Source organism: Vibrio litoralis DSM 17657 (genome assembly GCF_000426765.1).
Lineage (GTDB): Bacteria > Pseudomonadota > Gammaproteobacteria > Enterobacterales > Vibrionaceae > Vibrio > Vibrio litoralis.
Genome location: NZ_AUFZ01000017.1, coordinates 121965 through 144296, shown reverse-complemented (window position 1 = coordinate 144296; position 22332 = coordinate 121965). Strand labels below are relative to the sequence as shown.

Genomic DNA, 22332 nt, shown 5'->3' with positions numbered 1-22332 from the left:
TATTACAAGAATCAGTTATAGGCTCTGGCAAAATGACCTGAACTTAATACTTTATATTCACCTACAGAACACGGAATAAAGGCCGATTGCCCTTTGGTCAGCATAAGTACATAACCATTTGAATGTGTGAGTGTCACATCGCCATCAATCGCAAAAATGATTTCAGCGCTGTCGCACGTTAAATTAGCCTCGCATTCATAAATACTAAACTTGAAGTCATCGACTGGAATTGGGTAGTGCTTAGTGTTTTTTTCTTCAATAGGTGCAAGAAGAATTTCATCACTAGGCTTCGGCTTACAGATTGTATTGGCAATTAGCTCAGGCACATCCATATACTTTGGTGTTAAACCTGCGCGTAGTACGTTGTCTGAGTTCGCCATGATTTCTAAGCCAGTGCCTTTGATGTAAGCATGTGGAGTACACGCATCAAGGAACATTGCTTCACCCGGTTTTAGCGTGATCACATGCAGCATCAATGGGGCAAATAAACCAACATCACCTGGGTACTGTTTTTCTAGTTCAATTAGTAGGTCAGCGAGTTCGTTGCCTTTGTACTCTTGAGCGTGAGCCATTAAAGCCTGAATCGAAGAGTCTTTCGCTTCACCGGTTAGGGACAAAATAGCTTCGAAAAACTGGCTTAGCCCTGATTCGGTTTGATTGGCTTTTAGTGCCGCAACCTGTGCTTGTAGAGTAGGGGCGTTCACCGTTTCAAACATACGAATGATATCTTTAAAATCACGGAAACCATTCATTGCTTGATAGGGCGTTAATGCGTAGACCAATTCAGGTTTATGGTTTGGATCTTTGTAGTTACGATTCGCCGCTTTTAAATCAATTCCTGCTTGGTTTTCTTTTTCAAAGCCAATTTCTGCTGCTTGTTTACTTGGATGAACTTGAATCGATAGGGCTTTTTCTGCGGCCAAAACCTTAAACAGGTAAGGGAGTTCATTAAAACGTGTTTCAGTGCGTTCGCCTAATATTGTGGTTTTGTCTTGGTCAATGACACTATCTAAACGAACGAACTCACCGTTTATCTCGACTTGAGAGCAGCCGTTCGAGTGTGCACCCATCCAGATTTCAGCCTGTGGCTTGTTCTCAGGGTTTGGAATATCGAATAATTGTTGAATAGATGAAGTACTACCCCATGCATAATCTTGAATAACGTTTTGCATGAGTAAAAATGGAGGAAGAGCTTTCATAATAATCCCTTACGACTATACCTATGGTCAAAGTGTTACTCGACTTTCCTAGGATATAAAAAGTTAAATTTTTGGAAAAAGCAATGCAGGCATTATAGCCTGCATTAAATTAAAAGTGTTCAGAAGTTACTAAGATCTGATTAAGCTGTTGCCATTTTTGCTTGGCGCATTTTTTTCAACGCTACACACACAACGGCGGTTACCACTGCACCTGTTGCCATACAGAAAAGCGCTAACAATGGTTTATTCATTGCACCTAGTAGGGCAACCACTGGGCCACCGTGAGCTACGCTGTTAGTGATGCCGAATGAGAATGCCATTACTGCGCCAACCATAGAGCCAAGTACGTTTGCTGGGATTACTGACAGTGGATCTTGCGCGGCAAATGGAATTGCACCTTCAGAGATACCAACTAAGCCCATGGCGCCGGCAGCTTTACCTGTTTCGATTTCGCTGTCTTCAAAGATACCAAACTTTCGACCGATTATTGTTGCTAGAGCCATACCTAAAGGCGCGATTGGAATAGCCACCGCCATTGCACCCATGAATTGAGTTTGGCCGTTGGCAATCATGCCGACAGAGAACAGGAAGGCTACCTTATTGAATGGACCACCCATATCGAAACCAGCCATACCACCAAGAACAATACCGAGTAGAACGACGTTACCCGTGCTCATTTCAGTTAGTACTGCGTTTAGCCACTGCATTAGATCAGCGATTGGTGCGCCAATGACAAAGATAAACAATGAAGCAATAAATACCGTACCCAAGATTGGAGCAATCATGATAGGTACAAGCGGCGCGATCATTTTGTGGTATTCACGTTGCGCGATAAAGCGAACAAAGTAGCCCACTAGCAGACCTGCAATAATGGCACCGATAAAGCCTGTACCTGCATCTGCGTCATAAAAAGAGCCGTTATTAGCAATCCAACCACCAATGAAACCCGGAGCAAGTGCGGCACGATCACCGATGGCATAGGCAATATAGCCTGCAAGAATCGGAATCATCAAGGTGAATGCTACCACACCGACATTTAATACTTGGTTCCATAGGCTACCATCGGGGATTTGCATGCCGTTTGGAGTAGGTTCACCACCAATAGCTAATGAAAGGGCGATCATCAAACCACCAGTTACCACAAATGGGATCATATGTGATACGCCATTCATTAGGTAACGGTAAAGGTTTGATCGACCAGAATTCGCACCAGATTTTTCTTCTTTGGTATTACTACTCGCATCGGCTTGATAAGGCGCAGCATCGAGAGCTTGTTGAATGACGCCTTTACCATTACTGATCGGCGCTTTTACGCTAGTTTGAATTAGCTTTTTACCGTTAAAACGAGTCATATCAACTTGCTTATCACAGCTCACTACGATGGCGACTGCGCGGTCTATTTCTTCTTGAGTAGGCGCATTCTTAACACCAATCGAGCCATTGGTTTCGACTTTAATTTCGTAACCCATTTCAGCAGCGGCTTTTTCCAAACCTTCAGCGGCTAAGTAGGTGTGTGCAATACCCGCAGGGCAACCTGTTACACCAATGATTAAGCCTTTATCCGCCGCAACCGTGTTTTCAACTTCTTTCTTTTCAAGTAGTAAAGCTAAAGCTGCTTCCGATGATTCAGCTTTGAAAAATGCTTCAATAAAACCATCTTCGATTAATTTTGATGATAGCTCTGCTAATACTTCGATATGATGATCAGCACCACCATCGGGAGAGGCGATCATAAAGAATAGTTTTGAATCTTCACCATCTTCAGCGCCATATTCAATACCAGAACGGCTGATACCAATCGCTACCGCTGGCTCTGCTACCGCTGCACTTTTTGCGTGCGGAATCGCCACACCTTCCTCAAAACCCGTGTTACCAATTTCTTCACGAGCATAAATATCTTTCAAAAATTGTGCTTTATCGCTGAGCTTTCCTTGGGCATCTAAAATCGCCACCATTTCATTGAACACTTCGTCCTTGGTGGTCGCTTTTAGATCTAAGCAGATTAGTTTTGCATTAATCAACTGGGTAATCATGGCAGTACCTATTATTAGTATTTATGTATTGTTGATATGAATTGTTGTTGAATTATTCGTTAAAGAATAGTGCACATAAGTGGCATTTACTGGATTATTGTAACAACTAAAATTGTTTGTGATCCCGATCACTGGTAAATTAAGTGGTGTTATATAGCGTATACACTCACTAAATAATCCAAGGCTGTTGTACCGAATGAATCAAACTTTTATTAATGTACTAGAAGGTGTGCTATCCGATCGTGAGCATTTTAATCGCGTGTGGTTTGCCCATGATCACACCACACCACCGCCTTTTAGTTATCAAGTGAACTTTCCCCGTATGGAATTTGTGATCACCGGTGAGTACATCAATGAAATTGAAGATCCTGATTTTGGTGTGACTAAGGTGAAAATTTTGCCGGGGGATATTTTGTATATTCCACCTAATAGTTGGAATAAGCCTGAATGGGAAACCGATTGTTGTGTGTTGAGCTTATTGCTTGGTAAGCGCCAACTCGGTTTTAGTTTGGTTGAAAAAAGAAAAGGGGAAGCCAAGTTTTTTGATGTACAAAAGCACAGTATTCAAACTCGTACTGGCCATGCGATAGACCATATTCTCAGCGCGTTAAATACGTTATCCAAAGAAAAGAACGTTCACCCTACGGGGGGGCATTTATTAATGGCTTTGATGACTTATTGCCATGGTATGTTGCTGTCTCCTGACTTATCATCGCAAAGCCGGAGTGAAGATCTTTATCAAGGGATATGTATTTATATACAAGAAAATTTCCACCGCAATATCACTCGAGACAGTATCGCACACCGATTTAATATTAGCCCAAATCACCTTTCACGATTGTTTCGTCAACAGGGACACATGCGCTTGGCCGATTACATTACCTGGGTTCGATTAGAGCGGGCGAAATTCATGCTGACTCGTTATTCATTTCGTTTAAGTGAAGTGGCTTTGCGCTGTGGTTATAACGATGTGAACTACTTCTTTCGAGTGTTTAAGAATAAAACAGGTAGAACGCCGAGTGAGTTTCGCGTCATGTATGTGGAGTAGTTTGTGTATTCTGTTAGGTTCGTTTCGAAAGGAAACATTCTCGTCTTTTGCTGAATCATGGCAATGGAATAGAGGATGTGATACTGATAATATGATTCACATCGCAATATGAAGACAAAATCATATATTGTAAAAATTACAATGAACTAATGCGTGCAATTAATACCTAACAAAAGCATCAAAGCCGACCGTTGTGGCATTAGTCTGTTAGAGAATTGCTAACTTTCACGATTACATAATAACCAAGAGTTCCATGTCTAATTAATGAGGTAGAAATGAAAAGCAGGCCAGAAATAATACTATCATCGCTTGATTCAGAAAGATTGTACTCTCTCATCGATTCTTTACCAAAAAATAGCGTGCCCGGTATCGAAGAGTTGGAAGAGGAGCTTAGTCGTGCGAAGCTCGTAGAGCTTAACGAAATACCTGAAAGCATCGTTACAATGAATTCTACAGTACGTTTTTTTGTTGAATCTAGTCAGAAAGAATTTGAGTTAACTTTGGTATATCCGAAAAATGTAGCTTCAAATGGAAAAACAATATCCATTTTGGCTCCTGTAGGGAGCGCATTATTGGGGCTTTCAATCGGCGATCAAATTGAGTGGCCAAAGCCAGGAGGTGGTTTTCTAAAAGTGAAGATCACAGAAATCACTTATCAACCAGAAAGAGCTGGCGATTACCAAATGTAAACCTAACAATTCAAAGCACATTCGGGCGCAGCAAGGCTGCGCCGGTTTTTGAGGCGTTGGTATGATAGCCACTGTCAAGTAGAGCGCAAAGGTGCTACCCATTTATTTTGAGCACTTTGCATTCAAAATTTATCCAATTTCAAAAAACAAGTGATGATGGCTTGTAGTTCCGAATGGTGCTTATGCTGACAAATAAATTGATTAATATCGGAATTAACTAAAGCCGTTGCCAAATGCCTTACCGCCAATAAGGTCGGCTTACTCGCATCAATCGGTAGCATTACAGCAATGATATGTGTGACCGGTGGAAAATTACTTCCCCAATCTAAAGGCGTGTTGGTGGTTAATATAATTAGCTGTGGTTTATCAATTGCAGCATTAAGTAGATGAGGAAGGGCAATGCCATTGGCCATCGCTGTCGACGACAAGGCTTCACGTTTTTTCAACGCTTCTTCTATCGCTTGGCTATCTTGATTTTGGGTTAGCTGAGACAATCTTTTTAAGCAATATTGTTTTTGAATCAATTGGTCTTTTGGTTCGGTATCTTTTTGCTTAAAAAATAAGGCAGTATAAAGCTTGGTAAAGTTGTTTAATTCTTTTTCAATATCAAAGCATTGGATTTGAAATAGGCTGTTATTGGACGTGGTAGAAGCGTTGGTAGCTGGTGTTTCAATCACAAAGCAATCTGTTTGCAAGAAGTTGATTAATTGCGATTGATATTGCTCGGCATTTTCTCCAGTTAATACCAGCTGGCAAAGTTCGAAAGGGTGAAACGCTAATGTCATCGCACTGAGGTAGTCTTTGACATCGACCTGTTGCAGGGATTGCACTTTAATTAAATTGACACTACCCACAAAAGGTTTTACTTGTTGATGAATACCTTTAATCAACCAGGTTGGTAGCCCAGTTGAACCTAGGTAGAAGGTAATACGCTTATTTTGCATAAGCTATGCAGCGCTGAATGACCGTGTCTGGGTTGATAAGAACATCTTCGATAGAAACTTGAATGGTGTGTGCTTGTTCAAATCGATCAGCTTGCTCAATTTCAATATCTGACGCGATTAAAACCAGTTGAGCTAAGCTGATATCTTTATAAGTGAGCTTATTGTCGATTCCCATTGCACCTTGCGTTTCAACATGAATGTTAATTTGCGCCTGTGCAGCAGATTTAATCAAGGCCTCAGCAGCCATATAAGTATGCGCGATTCCGGTTGGACAAGCAGTAACAGCAACGATTTTCATCGGCATTTCCTATTTGGTAACTTTAATCGCAACATCATACTTCTGAGGCCATAAGTTTCAACTTGTTTTGTATCAACTTTTTATCTAATCGGTACTTTTCGGCTTAAATCGAAGCAACCTCAGTGCATTTAAGGTCACTAATGCCGTTGCCCCTGTATCAGCTAATACCGCGACCCATAGGCCAGTCATGCCCAACAAACTCGTGACTAAGAATACCGCTTTAAGCCCTAATGCTAAGCTTACGTTTTGACGAATGTTAGCTATAGTTGCCTGAGAAAGTTCAATCATAGCGGGCAACTCAGTCAATCGATTGTGAGTAATAGCTGAATCTGCCGTTTCTAGTGCTACATCGGTTCCTCCGCCCATGGCAACACTTACGCTAGCCGCCTTCATTGCGGGAGCATCATTGATACCATCGCCGACCATCGCAACCTGCGACTGCTTAGCTAATTGTTCAACAAAATTCACTTTATCTTGGGGCAATAAGCTCGCTTTATACTCCATTGATAGCTGGCGACTAATGGCCTCAGCACTTCTTGGATTATCACCAGTTAACATAATGGAACGGATGCCTAATCGATGTAGCGCTTGAATGGCCTGTTTAGCATCGCTTCTTAATGTATCTTGCCAAGCAATAATACCAATGGCGGTGTGATGATTGTAAGTTACAATAACCACCGTTTTACCTTGTTCTTCAAGCCGATGAACGGTTTGTCTCGTTGCTTGATCTAATGTCATCGTTAATTTAGATGGCGACATTAATTGAATAAGTTGCTCATCAACTTCTCCTTGAACACCGACACCAGCCAAAGCTTGTTTGTTTTTAGCTTCAGGAATGGTGATTCCATCGGCTTCTATTTTACGAATTAACGATGTGGCGAGTGGGTGGCTTGAACCTATTTCAACCGCACCTGCGTAGCGCATGAGATCTTCTTTGTCGGTTTCATTTAAGGCAATAATGTCGGTGACATCAGGTTTCCCTTGGGTCAGGGTGCCCGTTTTATCAAAGGCCATGACGGAAACTTTACCTAATTGTTCTAATGCTGCACCGCCTTTAATTAATGCACCTCGGCGGGCTGCCGTAGCTAAACCAGAGGTTATGGCCGCGGGGATAGAAATGACTAGCGCACAAGGGCAAGCAATTAACAGTAACGCCAAACCACGGTAGATCCAAGTATCCCAAGTTTGAGCAAACAATAATGGTGGCGTGATAATGACCAACAACGCAACCAACATCATTAATGGCGTGTACCAGCGGCTGAATTTATCTAGAAAACGCTCGAGAGGCGCTTTGCGAGATTCGGCATCTTCAATTAAATGTAAAATGCGGTCGATGGCATTTTCACCTTGTTTTGAAGTGATCATAAAGCGCACTACACGGTCAGTTGCAATGGAACCAGCCATTACGTTGTCACCTTTTTGATGTTCAACCGGAATCGACTCACCGGTCAGTGCACTTTCATCAAAACTGGCATTATCATCCTGTAATTGCCCATCTGCCGGTAAGCGAGAACCAGGAGAAACCTCGACGATATCACCGGGTTGTAATGATGCAGCAGAAACCTGTACGCGTTCACCATCAATGATTTTAGTGGCGTTTTCTGGTACCAATGCCATTAAGCTCTGCACACCACTTCGCGCTCTTGATGCTGCGAACGCTTCTAATCGTTCACCAATCAGAAAAAGAAGTAATACCATTGCAGCTTCAATCGTTTCACCTAAATAAAGCGCCCCTAAAGCAGCAACGGTCATTAAGGTTTCGATAGCAAAAGGTGTACCAGATCTTGCCAGTTGAATGGCTTTTTTACCAATAGGTAATAACCCCAACAAGCACGTTAGGATAAATATCCACTCACTCATTTCTGGCGACAAAATTTTCGTTATGACGCCAACTAGCATCGCCACAGAAATACTGATTATTTGTAAGTTATCCCGAATGAGGTTAGATGGTTTTGCACTTGAATTTTCAACACTCGCTTCATTCAAGTTCTTGATAGAAAAGCCAGCATTTTGACAAGCTTGTTCAATTTGTTCAGCGTTGGCTGGTTGGTTGAAATTGACTAAGAGTTTTTCAGTGGCAAAGAGCACTTGAACTGTTTGAATGCCTTCGATTTTAGACACCGCTTTCTCAATTTTTTGCGCGCACGATGGACAATCCATACCCGCTATTTTCCAGCTTTGTTGCTGTGATGATAGTGAGGTAGAAGAAAAACCAGCTTTCTCGATAGCTTTTTCTACCTCTGACTTTAGTGATGCATCACGTAAACTAACTACTAACTTTTCAGTAGTAAACTTTACATTAGCAGATAGCACGCCATCTAATTTATTCACAGCATTTTCGATCTTTTTCGCGCAAGAAGGGCAATCCATTCCAGATACTTTCCACTCTTCAACCCATTCTTTACTTGCGTGTTCGGTGATGTTAGGCATAACCTCTTCGCTATTATCATGAGACGCAGATGAACTACACTTCGAATCTGGCTTTGATAAAGTTTGTATGGATGAAATATTGTGAAGTCTTTTAATATTATTCGTTGTCATAATGAAGCTCCCTTAGGCTGATAAGGTAACTTTACACCTTGGAGTATACTCTAAGGTCAACACTGAATTTGAAAATTGGCAAATAAAATGAGTGAATTGGTGTTGAAACATAAAAAACGCACTCGATCAAATGAATCTAGTGCGTAATATAAGTTTATGATTAGTAGATTAGATTACTTGAGGACAAACTTCTCAATGGCCAGAGCAACGCCGCTGTTTTCGTTAGTTTCAGTGACATAGTCTGCAATTTGCTTGGTTGCTTCCGTCGCATTACCCATTGCAATCCCTAAACCCGCGTATTCCAACATGTGGTGATCATTACCGGCATCACCTAATGTCATCACTTCCGATGCCAGAATACCTAGGTGATTAGCTAAAGCTTGTACGCCAGAGCCTTTGTCACTGGTAGGGTTCATAAATTCTAAAAAGAAAGGGGCGCTACGAACAATGGTAAATTTCTGATGTAGCTCATTTGTAATTTGTTCAATCGCTTGAGTGAGCTTTCCTTCTTCTTCAACCATCATCACTTTTAAAATTGGATCCGCGTCATCAAGCGTTTCAAAAGGGCGCTCAGTTAATGTGATGCCGTTGATTTCCGATTCATGGGTAGTGTACGGGTTAGATTGTGGGCTAATTAAACCTTGCTCAAGAGAAAAAGCATGAATGAAAACATTTAAGCGTTGCGCCCAGTCATTTAATAACTTTGCATCTTTACCAGTAAGAATTTCTTGGCGAATCATGGTATTGCTTGCCACAGTTTGAACTAATGAACCGTTATAGCTGATGACATAATCACTATCTTGAGTCATACCTAATTCATTAAGTGCTGCACGCATACCATCCAGTGGGCGACCTGATGCCAGTACAACATGAACACCTTGTTGTCTTGCTTGGGCAATAGCTTGTTTATTGTGTTCAGAAATTTTGCCAGAACCATTTAATAGCGTTCCGTCCATATCGACAGCGATAAGTTTGTACATTGAATCGAATCCTTACAACGAGAGAGGCAATAGTAGTATTCATTTTATCTCTGCAATACTACCATTTTATTATCGCCGCTAGCTAATTATTGCCGCTAGCCATAGTCATCACACGTTTTAAAATCCAGCGTAGTAACAGCGGAATTTTCTCTGGCCCATGTTCTTCGCAATATTCAACAATCCCCAGTGCGAGATCGGGCTTGGCATGTTTTTTTACTGCTCGTTGAACAATCTTTTTCGCAGGAATAGGGTGATCTGCGGTGATGTGTACCATGCCACGGAAAAAATCTTCAAACCCATTGTGATAGAGGAAGTGTTCGATATCTCGGTCGGGTAGTTCAGTGAGTCGGTGTTTCTCCATATCTTGGGCGAGTTGGGTTCTCACCGTAGTGGCGTACTTTTTACCCGCAGGATCGCCATCAACCACAACATGCCAATCTATGTGTAATGCTTTTGCCATTTTGATTAATGACTTCAAGCCAGACTGAGCAAATTCAATAATCTGTACGCCTTCTGCTGCAAGGTTATAACCATATATTTTCGCTAATTCATTAAACAGCCATACTTCGGTTTCGCCTTCGACCAATAACCAACACCTAGCAAATAGAGCATTAGGGCGATGAAAGCGAATATGAAAACTGATCCGCCTGAGATCATCGCGGTTAAGTTGATGCTCTTGAATGCTATAAGCTTGTGTCATATCCGATTGACGGACTAGGCGACGTATCGATGAAAGAGGAACGGCGCTAAGTAAAATCCCACTATTGGTGGTGAGAATTTTTTGCATTGGTATGAGTTGCAGTATTTCCCACGATTTCAATAAATTGGTTGGGTGTAGTCGGCCTTCGGGATCTTCTAAAATTAAAATAGGCCGCGCCATGGTGCTTATGGTTGCATTGCCTTTGGCTTGTAAGAAGGCATTCAGTAGTCCCATCAGTAATAATTTACTTTGTTGATTTTTACTTTTACGCAGAATTTTTATTAAGCTGGTTTGGTCTTCTGATGAAGGATGTTCTCCACTGAACAGGTTTTCCCTAGGTTCTATTTTTTGTTGTGTCACATGCCGTTCAAATGAGAAGTAGTGTTCGATTAAATCTTGCATCGCATTAATGGTGCTTTTCAATTCACCTTTGTTTACATGGCCGGGCATCGCCAGTAATCGACGGTAGGTGTTATTAATGCGCTTTTCTGTTTTGTCATTGATTGGGTTTTCAAGGTGCTGTTTTCGGCGGTGCGGCATCGGTATTCGTCTCGCATCACGTAGGCGAATGACCGGATGTACCCGAGATAACTCCATCGCTAATTTATGGGCATCATTTAATTTTAGAGGGTTGCCTTGTTGATCTAAAAACTGGTATTCAGTATCAATTTTAAGCTCACTGCGTGAAGCACTCAGCTGATAGATACAGGTTTTACAGGGTTGATTGTTAGCACCTTTATCATCTTGCCAAACCGGTTTTAGCTTGCGATAACGAATGTTTCTATGTTCATTGGGCTGTGAGGTTCGCCAGCGAGTTATGATTTGGATTTGCTGAGTTTGTGGCTGAGATTGGGCGTAATCGACGTGGAAATCTTCAAGTTCAAATTGATATAGTTGGTTTGTGGTTGGTAAGGCGATGCACAATGCATCTAATAATGATGATTTACCCCAAGTGTTTTCACCGAGTAGTGTGGTCATTTCATTTAAGCTTAGGGAAAGACGTTTAATGCCTCGAAAGCCAAGGATTTCAATCCGGTCTAGTATCATTGGCACTCCTTAGAAAAGCTCGACAAAATAGGTGAGTAAGGCTAGTGAGAAAAAGTCGATCTTAGATATAAGAGTATAGGATTGAATGGCTCTAAACGTTTGTATTTATCACATTTTTCACTAATACGCTTTGTTGAGTAAGTGAAATCAAGGCTGAATATTAAATATTCATAGTTTTGTCATCATTCAAGCAGTAAGATGGAGACAACTTAACTATTTAGTCAGGTTTAAGACCATATAGTTGAACGATTTAATACAGAGGTATAATGACCCAAAAGAATAACCAAGCCGTTAGTTTAATTTTAGCTCACATCAATGACACGCATTCCTACTTTGAGCCTAGCTCGTTACAGCTTGAGCTGAATATTGAACAGCAGCAACTAAAGCCTTACGTCAGCGCAGGTGGTTTTGCTCGCATCGCAACTCGTACTCATCAACTAAGAGAACAAGCTCAACAACGTGATTTAGGATTTCTATTCCTGCACGCAGGTGACTGTTTCCAAGGCACTCTCTATTTCTCGCTGTTTAAAGGGCGAGCCAATGCCGAGTTACTCAACGCGTTAAACATTGATGCAATGGCACTCGGTAATCACGAGTTGGATATGGGCAATGAGCCGGTCGCGCGATTTTTAACACGTATCGAATTTCCATTGTTAGCCGGAAATTGGGATGTGTCGAATGAGTCAAATAATAAGACCATTCGTGTCAGTGACTCACCAAAGCTCGTTCCTTATCAGCCAAAATCCCAACATGCAGGATGGATTACCAAGCAAGTGCAGGGTGGTGAAGTGGCTATTTTTAGCTTGGCACTCGATAAAATGGCGGATATTTCTAACCCTGACCAAGATACGCCATTTATTAATTCCATTGATGTTGCTAAAGCGACAGTAAAAGCGATTCATGCACAAGGCATCAAAAATATCATTCTGCTTAGCCACTTAGGCTATGAAGCGGATTTAGAACTAGCCAAACAAGTCGAAGGCATTGGCATTATTGTTGGAGGACACTCTCACAGGTTACAGGGTGACTTTTCTGGTGTTGGTTTAGATAAAGATGATGATTACGGCCAGTGTATCAAGGGTACTTATGTCGTGCAGGCCGGCTACCATGCGCTTTCAATGGGACACAGCGAAATCACTTTCGATGCTAATGGCCAGGTGATTGCTTTTAATGGTAAGAATGAATTATTGCTCGGCAGACGCTTATGTTTAGATGCCACGCTTTCTGATGCCTATCAAGATGACTTTCATGCAAAAGCCAGTGATTATTTACGCCAACATGAGCACATTGTGATTTGTAAAAAAGATCCGCAAGTGCATGATATTTTGTTGAATAAATACATTCCACGAGTCCGTAAGTTGCAAGAAACGATCGTGGCACAAAGTGATTCGCCATTAAGACACGTGCGTATTCCAGATCAAGATGGGCCAAGTGTGTTAGCACCATTGGTGGCAGAATCGTTCGCCTTTATGATGAAACAGCAAGGTTATGCAGTAGATTTCGCGATTCATAATGCCGGCGGTGTAAGAGCCTCACTGAACCCTGGCAACATTACCATTGCGGATATTGCCGGTAAATTATTGCCATTTGCGGTACCGATTGGCGTCTATGAAATTCAAGGTTGTCATTTAGCCGCCATATTGGAAGGTGCCATCAACAACGCCTTGAATAATGGGGTAGAAGGCACAGGTTCTGGCAGTTACCCTTATGTGCATAATCTTGATTTTACTTATGTTGCAGATAATCCGATGGGAAGAAGAGTTGTCAATTTACGTATTTTTTCTATCGATGATCAATGGCAACCAGTAGAACAAGATCGATGGTATAAAGGTACCTCCTCGGCTTATACCATGAAAGGCAAAGAGGGCTACGACGCCATTTTAAATATGCATAAATATGGCAAGGTGACACACTTCTCGATGGCAGATTGTTTCTCAGAGTTCTTACAAAATAATCCAGAGAGAATTCAGTGTGTTAATAATAATTTTCTCCAAAATTAATATCGCTATAAAATAGTGCTTGTAGGCCAATCTACTTCGGAGTAAATTGGCAGCGTTTGGGGAGTAGTCAGTGAGAATTTGCTTGTCGTCATCTCGAAGTAGGCCACGTTAGCGTGATAGATCTATTTCCGGTAAGCAAAGGTGGTTTCCCACTCTGACAAGACCAACGCACATAGTTTGAATATCAGGCCAAATACTAAGTATACGCTTGATGTTTTTGTATTGTGCGGATGGTCTGAGTGCTCTCATTCATTTCTATCCGCCATTTGAGGATCAGAAATGCACGTCACAACCTACGCTTATTTTGGTTTACTTACCGTACTGATGTTAGCCCTAGATGTTTGGCAAACACGTAATGGCAATGTCACTATTAAAAAAGCCGCTATATGGAGCCTGTTCTGGGTTTTATTCGCTTTAGTATTCTTTGTCTCTTTATATGAGTTTTGGCCTGTATTCGAACCGGATAGTGCCTATTCTGCGCATGATGCTGCGACAGCATTTTTAACCGGCTATTTACTCGAAAAATCCCTCAGTGTTGATAATCTGTTTGTCTTTGCTTTAATTTTTGGTCGTTTTGCCGTACCTCAAGAATTAAGACCAAGAGTATTACTGTGGGGCGTGATTGGCGCTTTAGTGTTACGTGCCGTGATGATTGCCATTGGCGCTGAATTACTCGAAGCTTTCCATTGGGTATTGTACCTATTTGCTTTCTTCTTAATTTGGACGGGCTACCAACTAAGTAAGCCAGAAAGTGATGATGAAGAAGAGGTGAATTCTTTCCCTGAGCGAATGGTGCGCAAGCTCTTTAGAGTGACGGAAGACTACCAAGGCACTAAGTTATTCACCCGTGATAATTTAGGATTTATGGTGACACCTTTGCTAGTCGTCGTGGCAGTCATCGCAATGACAGACGTACTGTTTGCTTTAGACTCGATACCTGCAATTTTCGCGGTAACCCAAGAACCATTTTTGGTGCTAACAGCAAATGTATTTGCATTACTTGGATTGCGCTCTTTGTACTTTGTTCTAGAAGGCATGCTTGATAAGTTTGTTTATCTACGTCCAGCATTAGCATTTATCATGATATTTATTGGTATTAAGATGCTATTAATTGGCACGCCGTGGGCCATTCCAACAATGGTATCCTTGCTCGTACTACTCACAACCATGACCGTCGCAGTAATTGCCTCAATTATGAAAGAGAAAAAGCTCAAAAAGTTAGATGTAAACTAATACCAATCGCACTAATTATATGATCATTCTTGCTTGTGAAAAACAAAAGGCCGAAGCAATCAGACATTGCTTCGGCCTTGTTATCTATATTTCAGATCGATTTATACTTCAAGTAAGAAGGGTATATTTAGTAAAAACTTGGGCTGAACAGTTGGATATGAACCGTTTCACCTGCTTCAACATGACCACGCTCTTGCTCTAATACAACAAAGCAATTGGCAAGGCTCATCGAACGAAATGCGCCAGAGCTTTGGTTGCCAGTCGTTGATACTTCAAGTGTACCTTGCTCAGTGATTGAGAAGATGCCACGTTGAAAATCGGTACGTCCCGGAACTTTTTTGAAGCGCGTTTGGCTAACCGCAGGAATACTTGGTTGTGGTTGCCATTGGCTATGACCTGCCAGTTTAGCTAATAACGGCTGAACTAGAATATAAAGCGTTAGTACAGCAGAAACAGGATTACCAGGTAAGCCACAGAATAGGGCGCTATGACGTTCTTCTGTTTCTAACAGCTTACCAAAAGCAAAAGGTTTTCCGGGTTTCATGGCTATTTTCCAAAAACCAATCTCACCTAATTCATCTAAAATTTCTTTGGTGTAATCTGCTTCACCGACACTCACACCGCCTGATGTGATCACCACATCCGCTTGAGATTGAGCTTGTTGAAAGGCTTGCTTAAGTTGTTCTTTATCGTCAGGAATCACGCCTAGATCAATCGCTTCACAACCAAACTTTTCAAGCATTACTTTAATACCGTAACGGTTACTATCGTAAATTTCGCCGGCTTTAAGTTCTGTACCTAGTGGTTTTAATTCGTCACCGGTTGAGAAAAAGGCTACTTTCGGCTGCTGGAACACCGAAACACTTGGAATACCTAGTGTGGCAATCATCGGGATATCACGAGAGGTTAGTTTATGACCCTTTGGTAAAACTAATGCGCCTTGCTCGATGTCATCGCCAGTTGGTCGAATATTCTGTTGCGGTTTAACCGGCAGCGCTGGTGTGAAGTCAACAAGATCGCCATTCACTTCAGCTTGTTCTTGCATGATCACGAGATCACAACCTTGCGGGATTTGCGCACCAGTCATAATTCGAATACAAGTACCTTGTGGCCAGTAGCCTTCAAACGGGATTCCAGCAAAGGATTTTCCAGCTAATGGTAATTGCGTAGTCGCCTCTAAATCGCTAGAACGTAAGGCGTATCCATCCATTGCCGAGTTATCAAATGGTGGGACATTGATTGGTGAGTGGATGTTTTCACTTAAAACATGCCCAACAGCTTTATCAAGAGGTAAGTCTATCACCAACGAAATTGGTGTGATTGATTCAAGCATGTTTGAAATGGCAGTATCAATTGGCATTAAGCCCGGAGTGTCGCAGCAACCCATATACAATATTCCTAATCATTTTCATCGTTTAATAGTAGCCATTATCCCTAAATTTGAAGCGAGATGAAACGACAAGCGACAAGAAACTTATTTTTGGCTGAAATTGTCGAAAGGGCACATTCAATTTAGGGATGTATTTTTTATTAAGAACGAGTATCCTTGCAAGCCTTATATGCAGTCTGTATAGGAATCAAGTCCTTGAAACCGGAGAAATCGAATGGCAAATTTGGAGACGCACGCAGTAGCTAGTTCTGAGCTTAGTGAAGCGGCATTATTAGTTCAAAACGCATTGGCTAAACGTGGCATTGAAACTCCTATGTGTCCGAATGATGTATCAAGAAAAGAGAAAAAAGAACGCATCGAATACCACATGCGTGAAATTTTGTCTTTACTTGAGCTTGATCTTTCCGATGACAGTTTAGAAGAAACGCCTCACCGTATTGCAAAAATGTACGTAGACGAAGTGTTCTCGGGTCTTGATTATAAAAATTTCCCCAAGATCACCGTGATTGAAAATAAAATGTCTTGCAGTGAAATGGTGCGCGTAAAAGACATTACCGTTACCAGTACTTGTGAGCATCATTTAGTAACGATAGATGGCCAAGCGGCAGTTGCTTACATCCCAAGAAGTAAAATCATTGGCCTATCTAAAATTAACCGAATCGTGCGTTTTTTTGCACAGCGCCCACAAGTTCAAGAGCGCATGACTCAGCAAATTTTAGTCGCACTACAAGCTTTGCTAGAAACTGACGATGTTGCGATCACTATGGATGCTACTCACTACTGCGTGAAATCGCGTGGGGTGATGGATGCCACTAGCTCAACGACAACCACTGCCTTAGGTGGGATATTCAAATCAAACCCAGCTACACGTGCTGAGTTTTTACATGGTTTAAGATAATCGATTCACGTTATACCAATAAAAATCACAGCCTCAAATAAAAACAAAGCCGCTATTTTTTAGCGGCTTTGTTGTTCTTAGCATATGGTCATTGGTATGCAGCCTAAACATTCACTTTACCTCGTAATTTTTTTGTCTGTCCACGCATGACTTTTTTATCAGTACGCTTGCGTTGCGAAGATTTAGATGGGGCAGTCGCTCGACGCACTTTATCCACTTTTACAGCATCTAAAATCATCTGTTTTAAACGTTCGAGTGCATCTTCACGGTTTTTTTCTTGAGTTCGAAATTGCTGCGCTTTAATCACAATCACGCCATCGGTAGTGATTCGTTTGTCTTTTAATTCGAGCAACCTTTGTTTGTAGAATTCTGGAAGCGATGATTTATTAATATCAAAGCGTAAATGAATCGCAGAGGAGACTTTGTTGACGTTCTGACCGCCAGCCCCTTGAGCTCTAATAGCTGTTAATTCTATTTCCCAGCTTCCTAGCTCGACATTATTGGATATTTTTAACATAAATTGACCATTAGCTCACAGATTTTGTGGATTTAGTTATCGAATTGTTAATTGCATCGGTGGTATGCTTGCCGAATATACTCCCAAGTGATTTCAAGATGCGAGTTTCAGCAAAAATAAAACAAGAGAGGCACGTATGGCAGTAGATGTTTCTAGTTATAAAGGTTTAATTTTTGATATGGATGGTACCTTAATTGATACCATGCCTTCTCATCTACTCGCATGGAAACAAACTGCGGAAGAATTCAATTTCCCGTTTGATGCTGAATGGATCCACAGCCTAGGCGGAATGCCAACTCAGAAAGTCGCGTTGTTATTGAATGAACGATATCACATTGATATCAATCCTCAAAAGGTTGCTGAAATGAAAACTGGCTTGTTTGCAGGTTTAATTGAAGATGCCAACATCATAAATTGCACTTATGACGTCCTAAAACAATTCTACGGTCAAAAAAAACTGGCGATTGGAACGGGCAGTAATCAACAAAATGCACTGCGATTATTAGAGCATAATAACTTATTACCATTACTGGATATCGTCGTTACGGCTGCAGATGTCGTAAATCACAAACCCAACCCAGATACCTTTTTATTAGCCGCGCAAAAGTTAGGTTTAGCACCGCAAGAGTGTGTTGTTTTTGAAGATACCGAAATAGGGCGACAAGCCGCTATTGCCGCAGGAATGGATTGCATAATGGTAGTTAATGGGCAATTAATCGCTTAGTGTTATTGAGCCGTAAGCATGCTTTGTCTACAATAGCGTACTTTTAAAAAACTAGGTCAAAATAATGAGCGATACTAATTCAGCCCCAGCTTTACCTGATCACCTTTCTGGTAACCCTCGCAGCCCACATTATGTTGCGGAATGCTTTGAACAACCGATCGGTATCCATCTTAATGGCAAAGAGCGTACTGATGTAGAAGAATACTGTGTTAGTGAAGGTTGGGTGAAAATTGCATCACCAAAAGCAAAAGATCGTTTTGGTCAGCCAATGTTGATTAAACTAAAAGGCGAAGTTGAAGCTTTTTATAAGTAACGCACGCTAGAATTAAAAAATGCAATACAGTCTCCGGTATTGCATTTTTTGTATCTGGAGTAGGGAGTTAGTCGAGGATTTCGATCAATTCAACATCAAAAATTAATGTTGCACCTGCTGGGATTGGACCTGAGCCACTTTTTCCATAAGCGATATCGTAAGGAATGAATAGACGAACCTTCTCACCTTCAACCATCAATTGTAAGCCTTCTTGCCAGCCTTTGATCACTTGATTAAGTTTAAAACTGATGGGCTCACCACGCTTATAAGAGCTATCAAACTCAGTGCCATCTAACAATGTGCCTTGGTAATGAACTTTAACTTGGCTTGTTGCAGTAGGGTGAACACTACCGTTTCCCTCTTTTAATACTAGATACTGCAAACCGCTATCGGTTTGAATAACACCTTCACGTTGGCTATTTTCCGTTAGAAATTGCTCACCTTGTTCAATATTCACGGCGGAAAGTTTTTGATTATTGATGTTGCGGTATATGAAGAATGCAACAAACAATAAAATGATAATAGGAAGTATGATCTTCACGTTAGTCCCTTAAGGTTGTTTGAGTAAAAAGTTAATGGTGTTTGCGATTTCATTGATGTCTTTATGACCACCAACCAGCACTTCATATTTTCCATTCACGATAAATGTAGGTACGGAATTGAAACCACCTTGCTTACTGATTTCCATAGCTTGATCTAAATAACGGAATAGCGCTTTTTGTTGTAGGTTATCAAAGCTATAAGGACTGCTCATATGACGAGAGGTGAAAGCTTGTTCGATCGCTTGTTTTTGTTGTGAAATCGTTGAACCTTCACCTAGTTGAATCGCTGCAAATAAGTCTTTCATCATTGCTTCATCAGGCGTGTGATTCAGTTGCATTACCGCGGCATAGTAAATTAAGGCTGCTATTTGTGCTTGATCGTTAAAAGTTACGTGTACTTTGCCAATATCTTGTCCTGTAAGCTTTTCTAGTTCAGGAATCGAAGCTTCCATATTTCGACAATGCCCACAAGTTAAAGAAAAAACTTCAGTAACAGGCTTAACATCCGTTTGAGTCAGAGGCGTAGACAAAGTTTGATACTGCTCACCTTGTTTCGGGTTGTCTGAATCTGAACAGCCTGCAATGAAAAGGGCGGTAATAGTAAGTAATGTAATGCTTTTTAGTAATTTAAACATGATGCTCTTCGGCGTTGGGTTAGGTGAATAGATAAAGATTAACTACATAAAATATAGAGCTTGTAAGATATGAAAAGTTCCAGCATAAGTAAAACTTCTTTTGTATCAGTATGTTCTTCATTAAGCTTTAAATATGTAAATAAGTTGAAACATAGCGTAAACTTATAAATATAGTTATCGAAATGGTCTTTTTTATGGATAAAAGTATTTTACAAGGAAAGCGTAAACTAACCGCTATCTCTTTATTTACGATGTCTCTGCTAGGTTATGGGGGATCAAGTGAGGTAATGGCAAATACCGCGATCACTCCCTACATAATCAATGGCAATACGACTTCAACCTCATCATTTCCCTATATGGGAGTATTAATCACCGATAGTGTGACTGATAACAAGCGTACCGTAACTCGATTTTGTGGTGGCACCTTACTCAACGAGCAATATGTGTTAACTGCTGCTCATTGCTTATATACCGATAATCCATCCAAGTTTAAAAATTTAGCCGTGGTGTTTAATGTTAACGATGTTGATCAGGATATTTTCAATGAAGACAATACCTATGCACCAAAGGAGGTGTACTATCACGATGGTTACAGCACCGCAACTTTTCAAGATGATATCGCCATTATTAAATTAGAATCTGCCGTTCCTGCAAATATTGTCTCTTCTAACGATTATGTAACTGGAGCACCAAATGAAAGCTACCGAGTAGATGGTCAATTATTTACTGCTATTGGTTATGGTAAAACGGGGCCTCAAGATGACAGCGCTAATTCCTTGCAAGAGGTTCGAGTTGAATATTCACAACCCGATCAATGTAAGCAAAACTTTGACGTTTCTGATAAACAAATTTGTGTAACCGGTGAAGAAAAAAACAGCTTACATTCTGGCGTCTGTGGCGGGGATTCTGGCGGGCCATTATTGTATGAAGATAATGGACAACCATATCAAGCAGGGATTGTAAGCTTTGGTCCTGAAGAATGCGGTGATCTTAATGTGGCAACTCAAAGCGTTTACACTGAAGTTTATGATTATGCTGATTGGATAGCTAACGTGCTAAGCGGTAGTGAAACCCCTAAATTTGATGTCACTAAATTAGAAGAAGACGATAATGATGAATCAGGTTCTTCTGGAAGCAGTGGTGGTGGGGCGTTAAGCTTAACTTGGTTGGCGGTGCTGCTATCGTTACTTATGTTTAGAAAGAAAACGAATATAAAGTAGTAATAAAAAAGCAGCGAATATCTTTATGTTATTCGCTGCTTTTAACAATTTTCTAAGTTTTACGTTTTTAACCGTTTTGCTCTGCTAATTTTTCAGCTTCAATTTGCTCAGGTGTTTTATAAGCTTTGGTATTCCAAAGAGGTACTGTTGATAGGCTATGCTTGTAGCTACCTTGAATTTCTTTGGTACTGTATGAAAGATATAGCAAGGTTTGTGAGCTTTGGTCATAAATACGACGGATCTTCAAAGTTTTAAATAGAACACTTTTCGACTTTTTAAATACCACTTCGCCTGATTTAGACTTATCAATTTCAGCAATCATGTCTGACGTTATTTCACCGGTTTGACGGCATGAAATACCCATATCAGAAGGATCAGCAAAGTCTAAATTCGCTTCTACATTGGAGATATGGCAAGTAACACCGGTGACGATAGGGTCAGATAACACTTCAATTTTAATGTCTTTGGTTGTGAATATCCCCAAAGAGACATCTCCCACTTCATTTTTATCACAAGCAGTAAGTGACAGTGTAATGGCAGATAAAAGCACAAGTTTCTTTATCATGTTCCTTCCTTTGGAATAAATCAGTAGTTGTTCATCGAAAAAAATATTTAATAATGTTTAAAGTTTATCATAGCCCATCCATAGTAATGAAAAATAAATTCAATAGCTTGCTATCACTAGCCCCTATAGTGATGAGCTGTTAGGATGACATCACTCGTACGGTTAAAATCGTACTCACGTGTTTAAAGCGGCCCTGAATGTCGCTGAGGTAAAGTATGCAATCTCAAATCGACAGTTATATTTCGGCTAAAAATCATTGGTTATCCCAGCAAGTTGACGTCGAGTACCCGACACCAGAAAGCCTAATGGGGCGCCAGTTATATTTAGAAGCTCAACAAAATGTGAAATATAGCGTATCTGAGGTTGAATCATTACTAAGTAACAAAGAAGGGCTAAGTAATAAAGTAGGGCTGGATGTTATTGAAGTCGATTTTCATCGATTAACTATTTTATTTTCAGTCCTTCAAGCATCACAACTTTCCGACACTCCAGAGAATCAAAGCCTTGTTATCGAGTTTCTTACACAAATTATTCTCGATGATGAATATCAACTCTTCCTCGGGTTTGATGAGGGGGAAGCCGTTTTTGCCCTGATTTGTAAAATTGACCAGGATAATCAACTCGCAGTTTTGACGGATATTGCCATTTCTCAAAACTATCATCACTCGTTTAAAACGCAAGATTTTGCATCGGATGTTTTACAGGGCTTAATATCTAAATCACTGATAATAAATAAGGTTATTCACCCTGATTGGGATTAAAAAGTGATCTTGTTATAAATTTTAAATTTTAATCCTGTTTGAGATAACACAAATT

General features: G+C 40.8%; 21 protein-coding genes. 9 read left to right on the top strand and 12 right to left on the bottom strand.

Annotated features, from left to right (window positions below):
- Positions 1-11 precede the first annotated feature (11 nt).
- Both manA and K358_RS0106155 read right to left on the bottom strand, forming a co-directional pair.
- Positions 12-1199 carry a mannose-6-phosphate isomerase, class I gene (manA, locus tag K358_RS0106160; RefSeq protein WP_027695997.1) on the bottom strand — a complete coding sequence of 396 codons (1188 nt, stop codon included), beginning with the start codon at positions 1197-1199 and terminating at the stop codon, positions 12-14.
- A gap of 140 nt (positions 1200-1339) precedes the next feature.
- On the bottom strand, positions 1340-3232 hold the full coding sequence (locus K358_RS0106155) for a PTS fructose transporter subunit IIABC (protein ID WP_027695996.1): 1893 nt from the start codon (positions 3230-3232) through the stop codon (positions 1340-1342).
- A 196-nt stretch (positions 3233-3428) separates the two neighbouring features.
- Between K358_RS0106155 and K358_RS0106150 the strand changes: the two genes are divergently transcribed.
- Together K358_RS0106150 and rnk are read left to right on the top strand one after the other, a co-directional pair.
- Entirely contained in the window at positions 3429-4280 is an 852-nt protein-coding gene (locus tag K358_RS0106150; RefSeq protein ID WP_027695995.1) for a helix-turn-helix transcriptional regulator, read from the top strand.
- A gap of 275 nt (positions 4281-4555) precedes the next feature.
- On the top strand, positions 4556-4969 hold the full coding sequence (rnk, locus tag K358_RS0106145; protein ID WP_027695994.1) for a nucleoside diphosphate kinase regulator: 414 nt from the start codon (positions 4556-4558) through the stop codon (positions 4967-4969).
- Between the two features lie 122 nt (positions 4970-5091).
- Here rnk and K358_RS0106140 read toward each other — a convergent pair whose 3' ends face one another.
- From K358_RS0106140 to K358_RS0106120, 5 genes are all read right to left on the bottom strand, one after another.
- Positions 5092-5913: a PTS sugar transporter subunit IIA gene (locus tag K358_RS0106140; protein ID WP_027695993.1), complete on the bottom strand. Its 822-nt coding sequence runs from the start codon at positions 5911-5913 to the stop codon at positions 5092-5094.
- Positions 5903-6211, bottom strand: coding sequence for a PTS fructose transporter subunit IIB (locus K358_RS0106135; protein WP_027695992.1), 309 nt, complete (start codon positions 6209-6211; stop codon positions 5903-5905). Before K358_RS0106135 ends, K358_RS0106140 begins: the two co-directional genes overlap by 11 nt.
- A gap of 84 nt (positions 6212-6295) precedes the next feature.
- Positions 6296-8752 (bottom strand): zinc/cadmium/mercury/lead-transporting ATPase, encoded by a 2457-nt coding sequence (locus K358_RS18165; protein WP_244875230.1) that lies wholly within the window; start codon positions 8750-8752, stop codon positions 6296-6298.
- Between the two features lie 173 nt (positions 8753-8925).
- Positions 8926-9732: a sugar-phosphatase gene (yidA, locus tag K358_RS0106125; RefSeq protein WP_027695991.1), complete on the bottom strand. Its 807-nt coding sequence runs from the start codon at positions 9730-9732 to the stop codon at positions 8926-8928.
- A gap of 82 nt (positions 9733-9814) precedes the next feature.
- Positions 9815-11479, bottom strand: coding sequence for a DUF2813 domain-containing protein (locus tag K358_RS0106120; protein ID WP_027695990.1), 1665 nt, complete (start codon positions 11477-11479; stop codon positions 9815-9817).
- Positions 11480-11745: 266 nt separating this feature from the next.
- On the opposite strand from K358_RS0106120, the gene K358_RS0106115 reads away from it, so the two are divergent.
- Together K358_RS0106115 and K358_RS0106110 are read left to right on the top strand one after the other, a co-directional pair.
- A complete protein-coding gene (locus tag K358_RS0106115; protein WP_027695989.1) occupies positions 11746-13479 on the top strand; it encodes a bifunctional metallophosphatase/5'-nucleotidase in 1734 nt (577 codons plus the stop codon).
- A 279-nt stretch (positions 13480-13758) separates the two neighbouring features.
- On the top strand, positions 13759-14712 hold the full coding sequence (locus K358_RS0106110; RefSeq protein ID WP_027695988.1) for a TerC/Alx family metal homeostasis membrane protein: 954 nt from the start codon (positions 13759-13761) through the stop codon (positions 14710-14712).
- 127 nt (positions 14713-14839) lie between these two features.
- Here the strand turns inward: K358_RS0106110 and moeA are convergent, their stop codons facing one another.
- Positions 14840-16099 carry a molybdopterin molybdotransferase MoeA gene (gene moeA, locus K358_RS0106105; protein ID WP_027695987.1) on the bottom strand — a complete coding sequence of 420 codons (1260 nt, stop codon included), beginning with the start codon at positions 16097-16099 and terminating at the stop codon, positions 14840-14842.
- A 217-nt stretch (positions 16100-16316) separates the two neighbouring features.
- Between moeA and folE the strand changes: the two genes are divergently transcribed.
- Positions 16317-17000, top strand: a complete 684-nt coding sequence (gene folE, locus K358_RS0106100; protein ID WP_038149884.1) for a GTP cyclohydrolase I FolE — start codon at positions 16317-16319, stop codon at positions 16998-17000.
- Between the two features lie 103 nt (positions 17001-17103).
- Here the strand turns inward: folE and arfB are convergent, their stop codons facing one another.
- Positions 17104-17517 (bottom strand): alternative ribosome rescue aminoacyl-tRNA hydrolase ArfB, encoded by a 414-nt coding sequence (arfB, locus tag K358_RS0106095; RefSeq protein ID WP_027695985.1) that lies wholly within the window; start codon positions 17515-17517, stop codon positions 17104-17106.
- Between the two features lie 136 nt (positions 17518-17653).
- Here arfB and K358_RS0106090 point away from each other — a divergent pair, with 136 nt between their 5' ends.
- Complete coding sequence (locus tag K358_RS0106090; RefSeq protein WP_027695984.1) at positions 17654-18241, top strand: beta-phosphoglucomutase family hydrolase; 588 nt, start codon at positions 17654-17656, stop codon at positions 18239-18241.
- 64 nt (positions 18242-18305) lie between these two features.
- The gene (locus K358_RS0106085) at positions 18306-18554 is read left to right on the top strand and encodes a DUF3297 family protein (protein WP_027695983.1); all 249 of its coding nucleotides are present in this window, start codon (positions 18306-18308) and stop codon (positions 18552-18554) included.
- Positions 18555-18621: 67 nt separating this feature from the next.
- Here K358_RS0106085 and bamJ read toward each other — a convergent pair whose 3' ends face one another.
- Both bamJ and K358_RS0106075 read right to left on the bottom strand, forming a co-directional pair.
- Entirely contained in the window at positions 18622-19095 is a 474-nt protein-coding gene (gene bamJ, locus K358_RS0106080; RefSeq protein WP_027695982.1) for a BamJ family beta-barrel-assembly machinery protein, read from the bottom strand.
- Between the two features lie 9 nt (positions 19096-19104).
- Complete coding sequence (locus K358_RS0106075) at positions 19105-19731, bottom strand: thiol:disulfide interchange protein DsbA/DsbL (protein WP_027695981.1); 627 nt, start codon at positions 19729-19731, stop codon at positions 19105-19107.
- Between the two features lie 194 nt (positions 19732-19925).
- Between K358_RS0106075 and K358_RS0106070 the strand changes: the two genes are divergently transcribed.
- Entirely contained in the window at positions 19926-20951 is a 1026-nt protein-coding gene (locus K358_RS0106070; RefSeq protein WP_027695980.1) for a S1 family peptidase, read from the top strand.
- A gap of 67 nt (positions 20952-21018) precedes the next feature.
- Here K358_RS0106070 and K358_RS18160 read toward each other — a convergent pair whose 3' ends face one another.
- On the bottom strand, positions 21019-21516 hold the full coding sequence (locus K358_RS18160) for a CreA family protein (RefSeq protein ID WP_038149881.1): 498 nt from the start codon (positions 21514-21516) through the stop codon (positions 21019-21021).
- 215 nt (positions 21517-21731) lie between these two features.
- Between K358_RS18160 and K358_RS18155 the strand changes: the two genes are divergently transcribed.
- A complete protein-coding gene (locus tag K358_RS18155) occupies positions 21732-22277 on the top strand; it encodes a hypothetical protein (protein WP_051241218.1) in 546 nt (181 codons plus the stop codon).
- Positions 22278-22332: the final 55 nt, after the last annotated feature.